Genomic DNA, 16129 nt, shown 5'->3' with positions numbered 1-16129 from the left:
ATCGTAAGAAAATAGATTAATTGCTCGATAATCCGGCAAACTTGCTGTTTTTTAACACTGTTCACGGGCCAGAAAAATGAATGCACCAGCATCGGTTGATGAGCGTAGCTTTCGCAAACTCCTGAGTCGCAACGTCGGTTTGCCCTTGGGTGTGGGCGTGCTCAGCGCCGTTTTGTTTGTGGTGATGATCAGCTATTTGCTGTCGGTCATTCAGTGGCTGCAACACACTGACCGCGTGATCAGTAACGCGAATGAGGCCATCAAGCTCACCGTTGACCTTGAAACCGGGATGCGCGGTTTCTTAATCACCGGCGACGAACATTTTCTCGACCCGTACGAAGTGGCCAAACCACAGATCACTGCGCAACTGCATGGCCTAGAAGAACTGGTCAGCGACAATCCGCAGCAGGTGGACCGCCTCAAACGTCTACAGGCCTTGCAAAACGACTGGAGCCGGTACGCTCAGGACATGATTGAGCTGCGTCGCAGCAATGGCGATTACCGTGGCGCCGTGCTATCGGGGCGCGGTAAGCGGCTGACCGATCAAGTGCGCAAGGCCTTCGACGAATTCATTGCCATGGAGCAACAGTTGCGTGTTGAGCGTAACGATGACGTGAGCCGCACCACGTTCCTGGTGATCGGCCTTTACCTGCTGTTTGTGCTGGGCCTCAGCGGTTTTCTGGCCTATGTCGGACGCCGCGATCTGGTCAATCTTTCAAAGAGTTACAGCGACACCCTCGACGCACAGGTTAAAAGTGCGCAACGTCTTGAACAGCAGGCCTGGCTGCGCAACGGTCAGACCGAACTGGCTGAACAGGTGCTGGGGCGTCTGACCCTGAACATGCTGGGCCGCAATATTCTGCAGTTTTGCGCGCAGTACTTGGGTTCGGTGGTCGCGGCCGTTTATGTGCGTGAAGACCACGGTGGCCTCAAGCGGGTGGCCAGTTACGGCTTCTCCCGCGAGCAGGAGCTACAGGACCAACTGATTCACAACGACGAAGGCATTGTCGGGCAGGCGGCGCAGCAAGATACCTTGATTCGCCTGGACAATGTGCCCGCCGGTTACTTCAAGGTCAGCTCAGGGCTGGGCGAAGGCAGCCCGCGCAGCGTGTTGGTCGTGCCCACCAGTGACGACGACCGGGTCAACGGCGTGATCGAACTGGGCTTCTTGCGCCCCTTGACCGAGCGTGACATTGAGTTGTTCGAGTTGATTGCCGACAACATCGGCACCTCGATTGAAGCGGCCCGCTACCGTCAGCGTTTGCAGGAAGTGCTGGCCGAAACCCAGCAGCTCAACGAAGAGTTGCAGGTGCAGCAGGAAGAGCTCAAGACCGCCAACGAAGAGCTGGAAGAGCAGTCGCGCATTCTTAAAGAGTCCCAGACCCATCTGGAAACTCAGCAGGCTGAACTCGAACAGACCAACGAGCAGTTGGCCGATCAGGCACTGGCATTGGCCGCCCAGCGCGATGCGATGGATCAGAAGAACACCGAGCTGAATCAGGCTCAAGTGCAACTGGAGGAGCGCGCTGAAGAGTTGCAGCGTTCCAGCAAATACAAGTCCGAGTTCCTGGCCAACATGTCTCACGAGCTGCGTACGCCGCTGAACAGCTCGTTGATCCTGGCCAAATTGCTGTCGGAAAACCCGCACGAGAACCTGACTGCCGAACAAGTGAAGTTTGCCGAGTCGATCTACTCGGCGGGCAATGACTTGCTCAATCTGATCAACGACATTCTGGACATCTCCAAAGTCGAAGCCGGCAAGCTTGAAGTGCGCCCGGAAAACACCAGCGTTCCGCGTCTGGTGGACGGTCTGCGAAGCATGTTCCAGCCGCTGGCCGGGGAAAAGGCACTGGATTTCCAGGTCGAGCTGCAACCGGGCACGCCGCCGATGATCTTCACGGATCGTCAGCGCCTGGAGCAGATTTTGAAAAACCTGTTATCCAACGCCATCAAGTTCACCGAAAAAGGTCAGGTCAGCCTCACCGTGTCGCGCCAACCGGGCGAGGGCATTGCCTTCACCGTGCGCGATTCGGGAATCGGCATCGCAGCCGAGCAGCAAGAGAGCATCTTCGAGGCGTTCCGTCAGGCAGACGGCACCACCAACCGCCGTTATGGCGGTACAGGTCTGGGGCTGTCGATTTCCCGTGATCTGGCCAACTTGCTGGGCGGTTCGATCAGCGTCACCAGTGAACCGGGTCAGGGCAGTATTTTCACGCTGGTCCTGCCTGAACAGTTCGTCGAACAGGATGAGCCGTACGCCCAGGCCCCAGTGGCGGAGCCGGCCAAAGCCGTGGTCGTTGCCGCGCCGCCCGCCCCGCAACCGGTGATGAATGTACCGAACGTCGAGATTCCGCGGTTCATGGATGATCGCGAGAAAGCACCGTTTACCACGCGCTGCATTCTGGTGATTGAGGACGAGCCAAACTTTGCCCGCATCCTCTTCGACCTGGCCCATGAGCTGGGCTATCACTGCCTGGTGGCTCACGGTGCCGATGAAGGCTTCAGCCTGGCGGCCGAGTTCATCCCGGATGCAATCTTGCTGGACATGCGCCTGCCCGACCATTCCGGCCTGACGGTGTTGCAGCGACTCAAGGAGCTGGCGCCGACCCGACACATTCCGGTGCACGTGATTTCTGTTGAAGACCGTGTTGAAGCGGCCATGCACATGGGCGCCGTAGGGTATGCGGTCAAACCCACCACCCGCGAAGAGCTCAAGGACGTGTTCGCACGCCTTGAAGCCAAGCTCACGCAGAAGGTCAAACGCGTATTGCTGGTCGAAGACGATGACCTGCAACGTGACAGCATTGCCCGCCTGATCGGCGACGATGACATCGAAATCACCGCCGTTGGTTACGCGCAAGAAGCTCTGGACCTGCTGCGCACCCACATCTACGACTGCATGGTCATCGACCTCAAACTGCCGGACATGCTGGGCGGCGACTTGCTCAAGCGCATGTCCACCGAAGACATCTGCTCGTTCCCGCCGGTGATTGTGTACACCGGTCGTAACCTGACCCGGGATGAAGAGGCCGAGCTGCGCAAGTACTCGCGTTCGATCATCATCAAAGGCGCCCGCTCCCCGGAACGCCTGCTCGATGAAGTGACTTTATTTCTGCACAAAGTCGAATCCCAGTTGTCCCATGAACGCCAGACCATGCTTAAGACCGCGCGTAGCCGAGACAAAGTGTTCGAAGGGCGCAAAATTTTGCTGGTCGATGACGATGTACGAAACATCTTCGCTCTAACCAGCGCGCTGGAGCATAAGGGCGCCATTGTGGTCATTGGCCGAAATGGCCATGAGGCGATTGAGCGCCTGAACGAAGAGGATGATATCGATCTGGTGCTCATGGACGTGATGATGCCCGAGATGGACGGTTACGAAGCCACTGTTGAAATTCGCAAAAACCCGCGCTGGCGCAAGCTGCCGATCATTGCTGTCACGGCCAAGGCCATGAAAGACGATCAGGAGCGCTGCCTGCAAGCCGGGTCCAATGACTACCTGGCCAAACCGATTGACCTGGATCGCCTGTTTTCGCTGATCCGGGTCTGGTTGCCCAAAATGGAACGTATTTAAGTGCCGCGAAACACCGATATTGAAATACGTCTGCTGATTGAAGCGATCTATCTCAAATACAGCTATGACTTTCGTGATTACTCCGGTGCTTCGGTCAAGCGCCGGGTGCATCACGCCATGCGCCAATTCGACTGCAATACCATCTCGGCGTTGCAGGAGCGGGTGCTGCACGACCCGACCGCGTTCATGCAGTTATTGCAGTACTTGACGATCCCGGTCAGTGAGATGTTTCGCGATCCCGAGCATTTTTTGGCGCTGCGTCAGGAAGTGGTGCCGATCCTCAGAACCTACCCGTCGCTGAAAATCTGGATCGCCGGGTGCAGCACGGGCGAAGAGGTGTACTCCATGGCCATCCTGCTGCGCGAAGAGGGGCTGCTGGACCGCACGATCATTTATGCCACCGACATCAACCCGCGTTCGCTGGAAAAGGCCAAGCAGGGGATCTTCTCCCTCGAAAACATCCGCGGCTACACCCAGAACTACCTGAAGGCCGGCGGCCAGCGCGAGTTCTCGGAGTACTACACAGCGGCCTATGATTACGCGATTTTCGACAAAAGCTTGCGCGAGAACGTGACGTTCGCCGACCACAGCCTGGCGACCGACAGCGTGTTCTCAGAAACGCATTTAATTTCATGCCGTAACGTACTGATTTATTTCAATAAAAGTTTGCAGAATCGGGCGTTCGGATTGTTTCACGACTCCTTGTGCCACCGTGGCTTCTTGATGCTGGGCAGTAAAGAGACGCTGGACTTCTCGGACTACAGCAAGCAATTCACGCCTGTGCTCAAGCAAGAGCGGATTTACCGCAAGCTATGATGAACGAGCCTGAAACGTTCATTGGCCTGCGGCAGGTCGACGCCGTCGTGGTCGGTGCGTCCGCCGGGGGTGTTGAAGCCTTGTTGACGATTTTTGCGGACCTGCGGCAAGGCTTTCGCTTGCCGCTGATTGTGGTGCTGCACCTGCCCGATGAGCGCCGCAGTCAGTTGGCGCAAGTGTTTGCACGGCGTTTGTCGATCAAGGTCAAAGAAGCCGCCGACAAGGACACGATTGAACCGGGAACGCTCTATTTTGCGTCGCCAGGCTATCACCTGTCGGTGGAGCGCGATGGCAGTTTTTCATTGAGTCAGGAGGCGCGCGTGCATTATTCGCGGCCCTCCATTGATTACTTATTTGAGTCCGCGGCAGACACGTACGAAGCGCGTCTGGCTGCGATTTTACTGACTGGCGCCAATCAGGACGGTGCTCAGGGGATTGCCACAGTCAAGCAGTCGGGCGGTGTGACCATCGTTCAAGACCCTGAAGAAGCCTTGGTTTCCACCATGCCGCAAGCGGCACTGGACCGTATGAAACCGGACTACATCCTCCCTTTGCGCGGCATCGGCCGTCTGCTTGTCGAGCTGGAACGAATCGAATGTTAGTAAGTGATATTCAAGCCAAGCTGCTGATCGTCGATGATCTGCCAGAAAACCTGCTGGCACTGGAAGCGTTGATCAAGCGCGAAGACCGCGCCGTCTACAAGGCTTTGTCAGCCGACGAGGCGCTGTCGTTGCTGCTGCAACATGAATTTGCGCTGGCCATTCTGGACGTGCAGATGCCGGGCATGAACGGTTTCGAGCTGGCCGAAATGATGCGCGGCACCGAAAAAACCAAAAATATTCCCATCGTGTTTGTCAGCGCCGCAGGGCGCGAAATGAATTACGCCTTCAAGGGCTACGAAAGCGGCGCGGTGGATTTTCTGCACAAGCCGCTGGATATTCACGCGGTCAAAAGCAAGGTTAATGTGTTCGTTGACCTGTACCGCCAGCGAAAAGCAGTCAAGCAGCAAGTCGAAGCCCTGGAGCAAAGTCGCCGCGAGCAAGAAGTGCTGTTGGCGCAGTTGCAGGTCACTCAAGGTGAGCTGGAGCACGCCGTGCGCATGCGCGACGATTTCATGTCCATCGTCTCCCATGAAGTGCGTACGCCGCTCAACGGGCTGATTCTGGAAACCCAGCTGCGCAAAATGCACCTGGCACGGGACAATGCCGCAGCGTTCACCCTGGACAAAATGCAGGCCATGGTAGAGCGCGATGAGCGCCAGATCCAAAGCCTGATTCGCCTGATCGAAGACATGCTCGACGTGTCGCGCATTCGCACTGGCAAACTGTCAATCAGGCCGGGTCAGTTCGATTTGTCGCGTTTGGTGAGCACGCTGGTGGAAACCTTTGCGCCACAGATCAGCGCGGCCCAGTCGAGTGTCAATCTGAGTGCTGACAGTCCGGTCGTCGGGCTGTGGGATGAGTTTCGCATCGAACAGGTGGTGTCGAACCTGCTGACCAATGCGTTGCGCTATGGGGCCAAAAGCCCGATTGATGTTTCAGTGTATGTCGAAGGCGAGAACGCTATCGTGGAAGTCCGCGATCAGGGCATTGGCATCAGCGAAGAAAACCAGCAACGCATTTTCCAGCAGTTTGAGCGGGTATCAGCCAAGCATGCCGTGGCCGGGCTGGGGCTTGGGTTGTTCATCTCCGAGCAGATTGTGGCGGCCCACGGCGGCAAAATCACCGTACAAAGTGCCCTGGGTGAGGGCGCTGTATTCCGGGTCAGCCTGCCATTGGCGCAAAACGCGTAAATTAGCCGCAACCTATGGCCGACCCCATGGTCGTATTGGCAGCATTTGCAGCAATTAAGGTTTCCCCCATGAGTGAAGATGCACAAGATGTGGTTCTGATTGTCGAAGACGACCCTTCGATCCTGATGGTCTTGTCGGCCTATTTGTCAGGCGAAGGCTATCGCGTGTTGCAGGCCGAAAACGGTGAGCAGGCCTTTGAGATCCTGGCCAGCAAGCCGCATCTGGACTTGATGGTCACGGACTTTCGGCTGCCGGGCGGTATTTCCGGGGTACAGATCGCTGAGCCTGCGGTCAAACTGCGGCCGGACCTGAAAGTGATTTTTATCAGCGGCTACCCGCAGGAAATACGCGAGACGGACAGCCCCATCACGCGCAAGGCGCCGATTTTGGGCAAGCCGTTCGATCTGGATAAGCTCAAAGAAATCATCCAGAACCAGCTGGTCTGACATCCGCTTGATAAAGAGGATTCAGGCCAGCAGCATCTCATTCACCTTGGCCGTCAGCAGGTCAAAGGTGAAGGGCTTGGTAATCAACTGCATGCCTTCATCCAGAAAACCGCCACGCGCAGTCGCATGCTGTGCGTATCCGGTGATAAACAGCACCTTGAGGTCAGGGCGCGCCTGACGACTGATCTCGGCCAGCTGGCGGCCGTTCATGCCCGGCAGTCCCACATCGCTGATCAATAAATCAATGGCTTGCGCCGACTCGATTATCGGCAGCGCAGCATTCGCATCTTCGGCGCTGAGCACCGTGTAGCCGTGTTCTCGCAGCACTTCGATCACCAGGCTGCGTACCGCGTTGTCATCTTCAACCACCAGCAGCGTTTTTTCGGCGTTGGCGGCCGTTTCTGCCTGTGACAGGCCTTGCGCGCTGAGCTCACCACTGCTGCCGTTACAGCGCGGTAAAAACAATTGCACCGTGGTGCCGCTGCGTTCCTGGCTGATGATGCGCACATGGCCGCGTGACTGTTTGCAGAACCCATAAATCATCGACAACCCGAGGCCTGTGCCCTGACCGATGGGTTTGGTGGTGAAAAACGGGTCGAAGGCGCGTTTAAGCGTGCTTTCTTGCATGCCGCAGCCATTGTCGCTGGCGCTGAGCACGATGTAGTCGCCGGGAGTGAAGTGTCCGTTGGCTTCGCTGAAGGCGGTGTCGACTTGCACGTTGTACGTCTTGACGGTGAGGTGACCGTCCTCGGGCATGGCATCGCGGGCGTTGGACACCAAATGCAGTAACGCGTTTTCCAATTGCTGCGGATCCACGTCGGCGATCCACAGGTTGTCATCGGCTTCCAGGGTGAGCTGGGTGGCCGGCGCGAGGTTTTGTTCCAGCAACGCCCGCTGCGCCAGCAGCCACTCGCTGATCATGGTGGGTTTGGAGTCCAGTGACTGGCGCCGCGAGAACGCCAGCAGTCGATGGGTGAGTCCCGCCGCACGGTTGGCGGAGGTCACGCCCATGTCGATAAGGCGATCCAGATCATCGAGCTTGCCCCGGGCCACCTTGCGCCGCAGCAGCTCCATGCTGCCGATAATCCCGGCCAGCATGTTATTCAAGTCGTGGGCAATGCCCCCGGTGAGTTGTCCGACGGCTTCCATTTTTTGCGCGTGGCGCACGTCGTCGTTATGTTGCAGGGCTTTCTCAACGCGACGATCCACTTCCAAATCAATGGCTTGCAGCGTGTTCCTAATAAAGTTGTCACGTTCACTGAGGCGGTGGGTGCAATCCCTGGCGGCGTATTGCTGTTTGCGTGTGCGCAACGCGTTTTTTGACAGGCACAGCAACTGGGCATGTGACCAGGGTGAGGCCACGAAAAAAGCGTTACCCAATTGTTCGCTCAGATGGCTCAACTGAAGGTCCGACCAGTGAGGTTCAGCGGTCAGCACGATGACGGCCAGATCCGACCAGTCGGGTTGTTGCAACAACACATCGCTCAGTTGCTCGAAGGCCTCAGATTGTCGCGAGTCGGCTTCGACTATCAGCAATCCGGCACCTTGTTGCAGGGCCGGGTGCAGGTGGTCCATGCAGGCCAGTTCAAAACCGTTCACGCCGCCTGAAGCCAGTTGGTGCAGATCAACCGACTTTTCTAGCCCGGGGCACGTGAGAATCAGGGCGCGCTCCTCGGTGGGTCCCAATGCAATCACAGAATTTCCCGCCTATTGATACTCGACTCAAAAATTACCCGCATGTATGCGGCTATATGGTCTTGACCCTGAGCCATCGTGGCGGTTCAACGTTTTGAAATATATATTCAAATGCATCTATTGGAAGGCCCTGGAATCACCCAAAAAAGAGCCTATAGCCCTTGCTGCAGCGCGGGGTCGTCGGGGTTTTGTTGTTCCAGTTGGGCCAGCAGCACCTGCACGTTTTGCAATTGCCCCGACTCTTTCCAGTACCGGATTAACAGCACCCGAGCCTTGCGATTGGCGGGTTGGCGTTGCAGCAATTCTTCAAGCTGGCGCTGCGCCGCCTCTAGCTGGTTTAAGTCGTGCAGGGCGATGGCCAGCGTGTAGCGATAGTCGCTGTTGTCAGGTTCCAGCTCGACGGCCTTGGCCAGCCCGAGCAGGGCATATTCGGTTTGCCCGTGATTGTGCAGCCAGATGCCCAATGCATGCTGCAAGTAGGCCGAATCGGGGTGCGCCTCCAACTGCTGCGCCAGTAACTCGCGGGCGCGGTCGCTTTGGCCGCGTTTGTCGAGCAGCTCCACGCGTGCGACTACGGCCTTGAGGTTGTCCGGCTCAAGGTGGGTGACTTTTTCCAGCGCCGCTTGCGCCTCGTCCAACTGACCTTCGTGCAGGTACAAGCGTGCGAGCTGGCCCTGGGCCTGGGCGCTGTCGGGCTGGGTCTTGAGCGCTCGCTCATATTCGTCAATCACGTGCTGCAGCAGGCCGAAGTACAACCCTTGTTCATCGGGTGACAAACCCAGCAAGGCGTTGGCTGCGGCAAACCGCACGCTTTGCTCCGGGTCGTCAAGGATCGGGCCGAGCAGCAACGTGCGTTGCGCCCCCGGCACCAGCCCGACAATGCTCTGGATGGCGGCTTCGCGTACCAGCGCAGACGGGTGATGCAAGTCGGCATCGGCCAGTTTCAGGGCGTGCGGGCTGGGGTAGTTGGGCAGTTCGGCGTGCAGGCTGGCGCGGCGGATGTCGGACAAGTCCGTGCGGGCCAATTGTTGGTACAGCACACGGGCAGCGCCGGGCTGACCATTGTGTGCTTGCTCCAGGGCCTGAGCGTAACTGTGATTGAGGTTGGTCGGGGGGACGGTGGCCGCAGGGCGCATCCAGAACCACAGGCAGGTGGCAACGACGGCGGACGCCAGGCTGAGCAACAGGTAGCGATGGGGCTTTAGCATGCAAATTCCAGAAGCAGGCGTGCGTAATGAGCGCCAGCTTCGGCCAGTGCGGCGTGCGAGTCAAACCCTTGTCCGGCTGCAGACGCCAGGCTTGTGAAAATGTACAACAAAGGTCGTAATCCCTTGTGCAGCGGCCTGGCGTGTTTGCGCGCCGATACTGGCAGCATGAATGGCATAAGAACTGGAGATTCGTCTGATGAAAATCGTCATTGCCCCTGACTCGTTCAAAGACAGCCTGAGTGCGGAAAAAGTCGCTGATGCCATTGCGGCCGGTCTGGCCGACGTGTTGCCCCATGCGCAGTTGATTAAATGCCCCATGGCCGATGGAGGCGAAGGCACGGTTGACGCCATCGTGGCGGCCGGTAATGGCCAACTGCGCCGTGAACAGGTGCAAGGGCCGTTGGGTGAGCCGGTTTACGCCAACTGGGGCTGGTTGCCGGAAACCCGCACCGCGATCATCGAAATGGCGGAGGCCAGCGGTTTGCAATTGGTGGCCCTTGAGCAGCGCGATGCGTGTGTCAGCAGCACCTATGGCACCGGTGAGCTGATCAAGGCCGCGCTGGAGGCGGGCGCCCAACGCATCATCCTGGCCATTGGCGGCAGTGCCACCAATGATGCCGGGGCAGGTGCCTTGCAGGCGCTGGGGCTGGGGCTGTTTGATGCGCAGGACCGCGCGCTGCCGCGTGGCGGTCTGGCGCTGGCACAGCTGGCGCGCATTGACCTGCAAGGGCTGGACCCGCGCCTGGTCGATGTGCGCTTTGAAATCGCCGCAGACGTCAACAATCCGCTGTGTGGCGAACAGGGGGCTTCGGCTATTTTCGGTCCGCAAAAAGGTGCCTCACCGGCACAGGTGCAGCAATTGGACCACGCGTTGGGGCATTTTGCCGATCACTGCGCCAAGGTGTTGCCCAAGGACGTGCGTGACGAGCCGGGTTCAGGGGCTGCGGGCGGTCTGGGGTTTGCTGCCAAAGCGTTTTTCGGCGCGCAGTTTCGGGCCGGGGTGGACGTGGTGGCCGAGCTGGTCAACCTCAACGAGGCCGTGCAAGGCGCTGCGCTGGTGATCACTGGCGAAGGCCGTTTTGACGCGCAGACCCTGCGCGGTAAAACGCCGTTCGGGGTGGCGCGCATCGCCCGCAGCAATGGCGTACCGGTGGTGGTGTTGGCCGGCACCTTGGGGGAGGGGTATCAAGCGTTGTACGAGCACGGCATCCATGCCGCGTTTGCCGTGGCCAGTGGCCCGATGACGCTGGACTACGCCTGCGCCCATGCGTCGCAGTTACTGACCGATCGGGCGCGGGACATTGCGCGACTGTGGAGCCTGGGTCGCCAATAAGGCGTGGGGTCGAAGCGAGGTTACTGCTTGAAACACAGAATCGTGTAAGCTTCGCGGTTATTTGCATTCGACCTTAGCGAGCCCTATGCCGTCGCTCTTCAAACGCTCTCTGCTGCCCAAGTTGCGCAGCTTTCCGTTGTCCGCCGACGCGTTCAGCATCTTGCCCGGTGCGGCCGATTTTCGGCGTTGCCTGCTGGAGCACATCGCCAATGCCCGGCAGCGCATCACGCTGGTGGCGTTGTACCTGCAACAGGATGAAGCCGGTCAGGAAATCCTCGATGCCCTGCACGCCGCGAAAGCGGCCCGACCTGAGCTTGAAATCGTGGTCATGGTGGATTGGCTGCGTGCCCAGCGCGGACTGATCGGTGCGGGCAAGCAGCCGGGCAATGCCGCCTGGTATCAGGCCCAGACGCAAGCCCATGACACCCACGTGCCGATTTACGGTGTGCCTGTGCAAACCCGCGAGTTGTTCGGCGTGCTGCACCTCAAGGGCTTCATCATTGATGACTGCGTGATCTACAGCGGCGCCAGTCTCAACAATGTGTACCTGCACAAGTTCGACAAGTACCGGTTCGACCGCTACCACGTGCTCAATAACAAGCCGCTGGCCGATTCGATGCAGCACTTCATCGAGCATGACCTGATCCAGACCAAGGCCGTGCACCGTCTGGACCTGCCGACGCTACCGAGCACGCGTAGCCTGAGGTCGGCCATCGGGGATTTACGCAGTCGCCTGAAAAAAGCCAGTTACGACACCCGCCAAGGCACGGTCGGCCACTTTGGTCTGTCGGTCAGCCCATTGTTGGGTGTGGGCAAAAACAACCCGTTGAGCCGGGTTATTTGCGAATTGATCGCCAGCAGCCAGCAGCAACTGACCATCTGCACACCGTATTTCAACTTGCCGTTGCCCGTGACCCGCGAAATCAATCGCGCGCTGGAGCGTGGGGTGCGGATCGACATCGTGGTGGGCGACAAAACGGCCAACGACTTTTACATCCCGCCCAGCGAGCCCTTCAAGGTGATTGCGGCGTTGCCGTACTTGTATGAACTGAGCTTGCGCCGCTTTGCCAAGAGCCACCAGGCGATGATCGACAGTGGCCTGCTGAACCTGCACCTGTGGCGCGATGGCGACAACACGTACCACCTCAAGGGCATGTGGGTGGACGATCGTTACACCTTGCTGACAGGCAACAACTTGAACCCGCGCGCGTTCAGGCTGGACCTGGAAAACGGCTTGCTGATCGATGACCCGCGCCGCGAGTTGCTGGAACCGCGCCGCAAAGAACTGGACGCGATCTTTGCCCACACTACGCGCATTGAGACGTTCAGGCAGCTCGAAACCCTGACCGATTACCCGCCTGCCGTCGCCAAGTTCCTGCGCCGCGTCAGCCGCGTACGGATCGAGCGCCTGCTGTACCGGATACTCTGACCCTCACTTGCGCACTGCAAGTGCAATTCTTGCAGTGCGCCTATCGGCTTAGAAGTCCACTGTGGCCGAGACTTTCAGCAAGCGTGGCTCGCCTTGACTCAGGTAACCACCGTTGGCGGAAGCCCAATAACGGGTATTGGCGACATTTTCCAGATTGGCCCGCAGGGTCACGGCACGCTGCTCCACGTCGAAGCTGTAACGGGCGCCGAGGTCAAAGCGGTTCCATGCAGGGATGCTGAGCGTGTTGGCCTCATTGGCGTATTGGCCGCCGGTGCGTAGCATACGGGCATTGAGTGCCACGCCTTGCAAACCCGGCACGTCCCAGTCTGCTCCCAGGTTGTATTGAAACTTCGGCACACCGATGGCCCGGTTGCCATCATTTGCGCCGTTTTTAGTGCCCTTGAGCGCCGTGTCCATCAGGGTGGCGCCGGCCAGCAGACGCAAGCCATCTATCGGTTCGCCATAGAGGTTCAGTTCTACGCCACGGTTGCGCTGGGTGCCTTGGCGTACGTAGGTGCCATCGGCGTTGGTGTAGCCATCGGAAGGTTTTTCGATACGGTACACGCCCAGGCTGGCGCCGAAGGTGCCTTTGTCGTATTTGATCCCCGCTTCGACCTGCTTTGAGCGCGCCGGGGCAAAGACTTCCCCGGCGTTTGTCACTGGCATGCCGCCCGCGGAAGCGGGGGCTGTCGGGCCTTGGGCCAAACCTTCGATGCGGTTGGCGTACACGGACACGTTTTCCCAGGGCTTGAGCACAATGCCATATACCGGCGTGGTGATGGATTCGTCGTACGCGGCAGAACGATTGCCCTGATAGTTCCAGCCATCGACTTTGAGCGTCTGCTTGCGCAGGCCATAGGTCAGCAACACACGGTCATCAACAAAGCCCAACGTGTCGGAAATCGCCACGCTGCGGTTAATGGTTTTGCCGACAATCCCCGGATCGTTGATATCGCCACCCACGTACTTGCCTGGCGCGGGCTTGGGTACGTCAACGGTGTCATATAGGTTATTGCTGAACGTGCCGCTCAAGTCATAGGCCGAGCGCTGTTGGGTCCAGATCCCGCTCACCCCCAGATTGACCTGATGACTCACCGGGCCGGTCTGGAACATGCCTCGCAGCCCGGCCATGGCACTGCGGTTGTCCTCGTCGTGGGCCACAAACATGTTCGATGCTGTGGTTGCGCCAGCGCTGTTGACCAGTGTGGGCGTGGAGTAATCCCCGACTTCGCGGGTGTGCTTGGCGCCAGCGGCGGCATAGGCGGTCCAGTGGTCGGAGAGATCGTACTCGGCGCGGGCCATGCCGAAGGTGTCTTCCAGGTCTGTGGACGTCCATTTCTGGCTGTAGTTGTGATCGGCATCGGGGGCATGGGGGATATCGGTTAGCGCAGACCCTAAATACACGGTGTTGCGATTGCCATTGATGCGTTGCTTCTGATAACCGAAGTCGGTAGACACCCGCAGCCGATCGCCACGGTAATCCAAGCCAAGGGCAAACAGCTTGGTGCGCTGGTTTTCGTTATCGATGGCGGTGTCGCCTTCGCGTTGTGCCAGGTTCATGCGCACCCCGAACTGGTTTTCAGCGCCAAAGCGCTGGCCCAGATCCAGATGCTCGCCGATGCGCCCGTTGTTGGATATATCGGTGGTGAAACGGCGTGTCGGCGTGTCCTCAGCGCGTTTGGGTTGCAGGTTGATGCCACCGCCAACCCCTGACCCTGTGGGGGTGACACCATTAATAAACGCGTTTGGCCCTTTAAAAACTTCAACCCGTTCAAGGCTGTCAGAAGAAATCATCTGACGAGGGAGGACGCCGAACAACCCGTTGTAGGAGACATCGTCTGTTGTGAGGGGCAAGCCGCGAATCACAAAAATCTGCGAGGCATTACCGTACCCGAACGACTGACGCACCGAAGCATCGTTGAGCAGTACATCCCCCAGACTTTCAGCCTGCTGGTCTTCGATCAGCTGGGAGGTGTAGCTCGACATCGTGAACGGCACATCCATGATGTCCTGATTGCCCAAGACACCCAATTCTGCGCCGCGTGCGACCTGGCCGCCGCTGTACACCGCGGGCAGTGCAGTGTGCTGCGGTGCTTCGGCGGACACCGCGGTGGGGTCGAGGGTCAGGGGCGTATTGACGGGCGATTCAGCCAGGGCGGCCGGGGCGCTCATGGCGCCGATCAGGGCAGCAGCGATCGGCGTGAGTCGCAAGGGGGCAAAGGGTGTGCGCAGCATCGGGATTTCCGCATGAAGTGATTAAGATCGATCAGCTTCCCTGCAGATACAAAAGTAAATGATATAGATTCTCGTTGTTGCCATGAAGTTAAATCTACCGTCACGTAGATATTTCATGCATGACAGCTGCCGACGGGATGTCGGCACACGTGAACAGAGAGGGCAGTAAAAGGCTACATAGCGAACCGGGACGTTCGCCAAAGCATCTCAGCAAACGGTTTGGCTCACGCCAGTTCTTGCCATGCTTGTGGCGGGACAAAGCTCTCAAGCTCGTCTTCCACGGACTGAATGATGCGCGCCACTTCGGTGGTGGTCATGACGGTGGCGCACGGGATACCGGCGATGGCGATCACGGTCTCGCCGCTGGCCCGGTCAAACAGCCGGGCAATCATGCTGCGCGGGGCGTCCATGGTGGCTTCGAAGCCCATCGGATGGAAATGCCAGCGCATTAATTGGCAGGCATTGGGAAATGTCACTTTCGTGGTATTGCTCACCGGTTTCATCGAGCGCTTCCTTTTGCTCAGTGGGTGTGCGGTCTCGGGTCGCCCCGGCCGCGTGTATGTGCGAGCGTTTCGTGTTCAAACCTAGCATTGTGCTCCCGGCACGATAAGGGTTTTGTGCCCAACGGGCCCATTGATTCGCCGGGCTTTGATGCAAATCATGCACTGAAGCGTTTTAGCGGTGCGGGGTGTACCCGTGCTTGACCATTGAAGCGCGCTCATAATCTCGGCACTCTGTGTTTTATTTCACTGAGCCTTGCCATGTTTGCCCCTGAAGACGGCCCCGAGCAGACCCGCGCCACTGGTGATACGGTCATGCGTTACCACTTGTGCTGGAAACACCGCGATCTTGACGGGGTGATGGCGCTTTACCACCCCGGTGTCGTGTACCACGACTTCTTCCAGAATCGGGTGATGGGTTTTACCCAATTGCGTGACTACGTTCAAGCGTCCATGCCCCGTGCAGCGGATGAGGCCCTGGAGCACAGTGACCGCATTCGCCTGGACGGCAACACGGCATTCATTCAGTACCGCATCACCCTGCGTGGTAGCCACGGGCTGGTGTCATTCAGGGCCAGCGAAGCCATCACGGTGCGTGACGGTCTGATCTGGCACGTCAATGAATACGCATCGCTGGTGCACGAAACCCCTGAAAACCCCGCCGGGCAACCCCCTATACGGCCTGCGGTTAGTCGCCTGGGCCTGTCAGCCCGGCAGCTGAGCTTCATGGCCCGGGACCTGCAAACCTATTTCGAGCGCCAGAAACCTTACCTCGACCCCGCGCTGGACCTGCAACACGTCGCCAACGCCTGTGGCTATACGCGTAACCAGATGTCGTATTTGCTCAATCAAGTGCTGGGACAAAGCTTCTATCGCTACGTGAATCAGGCACGTCTGCGCCATGTATTGGCCGCCATGGACGCCGCCGTGTCGCCTCTTAAAGTGGACGAGGTGGCCTTTGCCGCGGGCTTTAACTCGCTGTCGGCGTTCTACAGCTGTTTTCGTCGGCACACCGGGCAATCACCCAAGGCTTATGCGCGGCACATTTCTTTGCGGGCACGCGCGCAAGACGTACCTTGAGGACAGGCGCTAGGATCGCTC

At 58.7% G+C, this 16129-nt stretch carries 12 protein-coding genes; 8 read left to right on the top strand and 4 right to left on the bottom strand.

Features of this window, described 5'->3' with window-relative positions; all coding sequences use genetic code 11:
- The first annotated feature begins 76 nt into the window (after positions 1 to 76).
- The 5 genes from IF654_RS12340 (at position 77) to IF654_RS12320 (ending at position 6628) form a co-directional block, all read left to right on the top strand.
- Complete coding sequence (locus IF654_RS12340) at positions 77 to 3574, top strand: response regulator (RefSeq protein ID WP_194862404.1); 3498 nt, start codon at positions 77 to 79, stop codon at positions 3572 to 3574.
- Entirely contained in the window at positions 3575 to 4390 is an 816-nt protein-coding gene (locus tag IF654_RS12335; RefSeq protein ID WP_047274456.1) for a CheR family methyltransferase, read from the top strand.
- The gene (locus IF654_RS12330; RefSeq protein ID WP_047274457.1) at positions 4390 to 4992 is read left to right on the top strand and encodes a chemotaxis protein CheB; all 603 of its coding nucleotides are present in this window, start codon (positions 4390 to 4392) and stop codon (positions 4990 to 4992) included. The genes IF654_RS12335 and IF654_RS12330 overlap by 1 nt, the downstream gene beginning before the upstream one ends.
- On the top strand, positions 4986 to 6182 hold the full coding sequence (locus IF654_RS12325) for a hybrid sensor histidine kinase/response regulator (RefSeq protein ID WP_094987654.1): 1197 nt from the start codon (positions 4986 to 4988) through the stop codon (positions 6180 to 6182). Before IF654_RS12330 ends, IF654_RS12325 begins: the two co-directional genes overlap by 7 nt.
- A 68-nt stretch (positions 6183 to 6250) precedes the next feature.
- Positions 6251 to 6628, top strand: a complete 378-nt coding sequence (locus IF654_RS12320; protein ID WP_047274461.1) for a response regulator — start codon at positions 6251 to 6253, stop codon at positions 6626 to 6628.
- A 21-nt stretch (positions 6629 to 6649) separates the two neighbouring features.
- On the opposite strand, the gene IF654_RS12315 is transcribed toward IF654_RS12320, so the two are convergent.
- Positions 6650 to 8323 carry a response regulator gene (locus tag IF654_RS12315; protein WP_194862405.1) on the bottom strand — a complete coding sequence of 558 codons (1674 nt, stop codon included), beginning with the start codon at positions 8321 to 8323 and terminating at the stop codon, positions 6650 to 6652.
- Between the two features lie 152 nt (positions 8324 to 8475).
- The gene (locus IF654_RS12310) at positions 8476 to 9531 is read right to left on the bottom strand and encodes a tetratricopeptide repeat protein (RefSeq protein ID WP_194862406.1); all 1056 of its coding nucleotides are present in this window, start codon (positions 9529 to 9531) and stop codon (positions 8476 to 8478) included.
- A 196-nt stretch (positions 9532 to 9727) separates the two neighbouring features.
- Here IF654_RS12310 and IF654_RS12305 point away from each other — a divergent pair, with 196 nt between their 5' ends.
- Positions 9728 to 10864: a glycerate kinase gene (locus IF654_RS12305; protein WP_047282644.1), complete on the top strand. Its 1137-nt coding sequence runs from the start codon at positions 9728 to 9730 to the stop codon at positions 10862 to 10864.
- 85 nt (positions 10865 to 10949) lie between these two features.
- Positions 10950 to 12293: a CDP-diacylglycerol--serine O-phosphatidyltransferase gene (pssA, locus tag IF654_RS12300; protein ID WP_047274472.1), complete on the top strand. Its 1344-nt coding sequence runs from the start codon at positions 10950 to 10952 to the stop codon at positions 12291 to 12293.
- A gap of 48 nt (positions 12294 to 12341) precedes the next feature.
- On the opposite strand, the gene IF654_RS12295 is transcribed toward pssA, so the two are convergent.
- A complete protein-coding gene (locus tag IF654_RS12295) occupies positions 12342 to 14525 on the bottom strand; it encodes a TonB-dependent receptor (RefSeq protein WP_371316645.1) in 2184 nt (727 codons plus the stop codon).
- A 227-nt stretch (positions 14526 to 14752) separates the two neighbouring features.
- Positions 14753 to 15031, bottom strand: a complete 279-nt coding sequence (locus tag IF654_RS12290; RefSeq protein WP_047274476.1) for a DUF1652 domain-containing protein — start codon at positions 15029 to 15031, stop codon at positions 14753 to 14755.
- Between the two features lie 258 nt (positions 15032 to 15289).
- Here IF654_RS12290 and IF654_RS12285 point away from each other — a divergent pair, with 258 nt between their 5' ends.
- Complete coding sequence (locus IF654_RS12285) at positions 15290 to 16108, top strand: helix-turn-helix domain-containing protein (protein ID WP_194862407.1); 819 nt, start codon at positions 15290 to 15292, stop codon at positions 16106 to 16108.
- Positions 16109 to 16129 lie beyond the last annotated feature (21 nt).

This window comes from Pseudomonas lundensis, assembly GCF_015377145.2.
Taxonomy (GTDB): Bacteria; Pseudomonadota; Gammaproteobacteria; order Pseudomonadales; family Pseudomonadaceae; genus Aquipseudomonas; species Aquipseudomonas lundensis.
The sequence above is the reverse complement of the archived record's forward strand: the minus strand, read 5'-3'. Positions and strand labels throughout refer to the sequence as shown.

Bases quoted from the DNA above. Each gene is read 5' to 3' on its own strand.
- IF654_RS12340 (WP_194862404.1), top strand. From the start codon at position 77: ATGAATGCACCAGCATCGGTTGATGAGCGTAGCTTTCGCAAACTCCTG.
- IF654_RS12330 (WP_047274457.1), top strand. From the start codon at position 4,390: ATGAACGAGCCTGAAACGTTCATTGGCCTGCGGCAGGTCGACGCCGTC.
- IF654_RS12325 (WP_094987654.1), top strand. From the start codon at position 4,986: ATGTTAGTAAGTGATATTCAAGCCAAGCTGCTGATCGTCGATGATCTG.
- IF654_RS12320 (WP_047274461.1), top strand. From the start codon at position 6,251: ATGAGTGAAGATGCACAAGATGTGGTTCTGATTGTCGAAGACGACCCT.
- IF654_RS12310 (WP_194862406.1), bottom strand. From the start codon at position 9,531: ATGCTAAAGCCCCATCGCTACCTGTTGCTCAGCCTGGCGTCCGCCGTC.
- IF654_RS12305 (WP_047282644.1), top strand. From the start codon at position 9,728: ATGAAAATCGTCATTGCCCCTGACTCGTTCAAAGACAGCCTGAGTGCG.
- pssA (WP_047274472.1), top strand. From the start codon at position 10,950: ATGCCGTCGCTCTTCAAACGCTCTCTGCTGCCCAAGTTGCGCAGCTTT.
- IF654_RS12290 (WP_047274476.1), bottom strand. From the start codon at position 15,031: ATGAAACCGGTGAGCAATACCACGAAAGTGACATTTCCCAATGCCTGC.
- IF654_RS12285 (WP_194862407.1), top strand. From the start codon at position 15,290: ATGTTTGCCCCTGAAGACGGCCCCGAGCAGACCCGCGCCACTGGTGAT.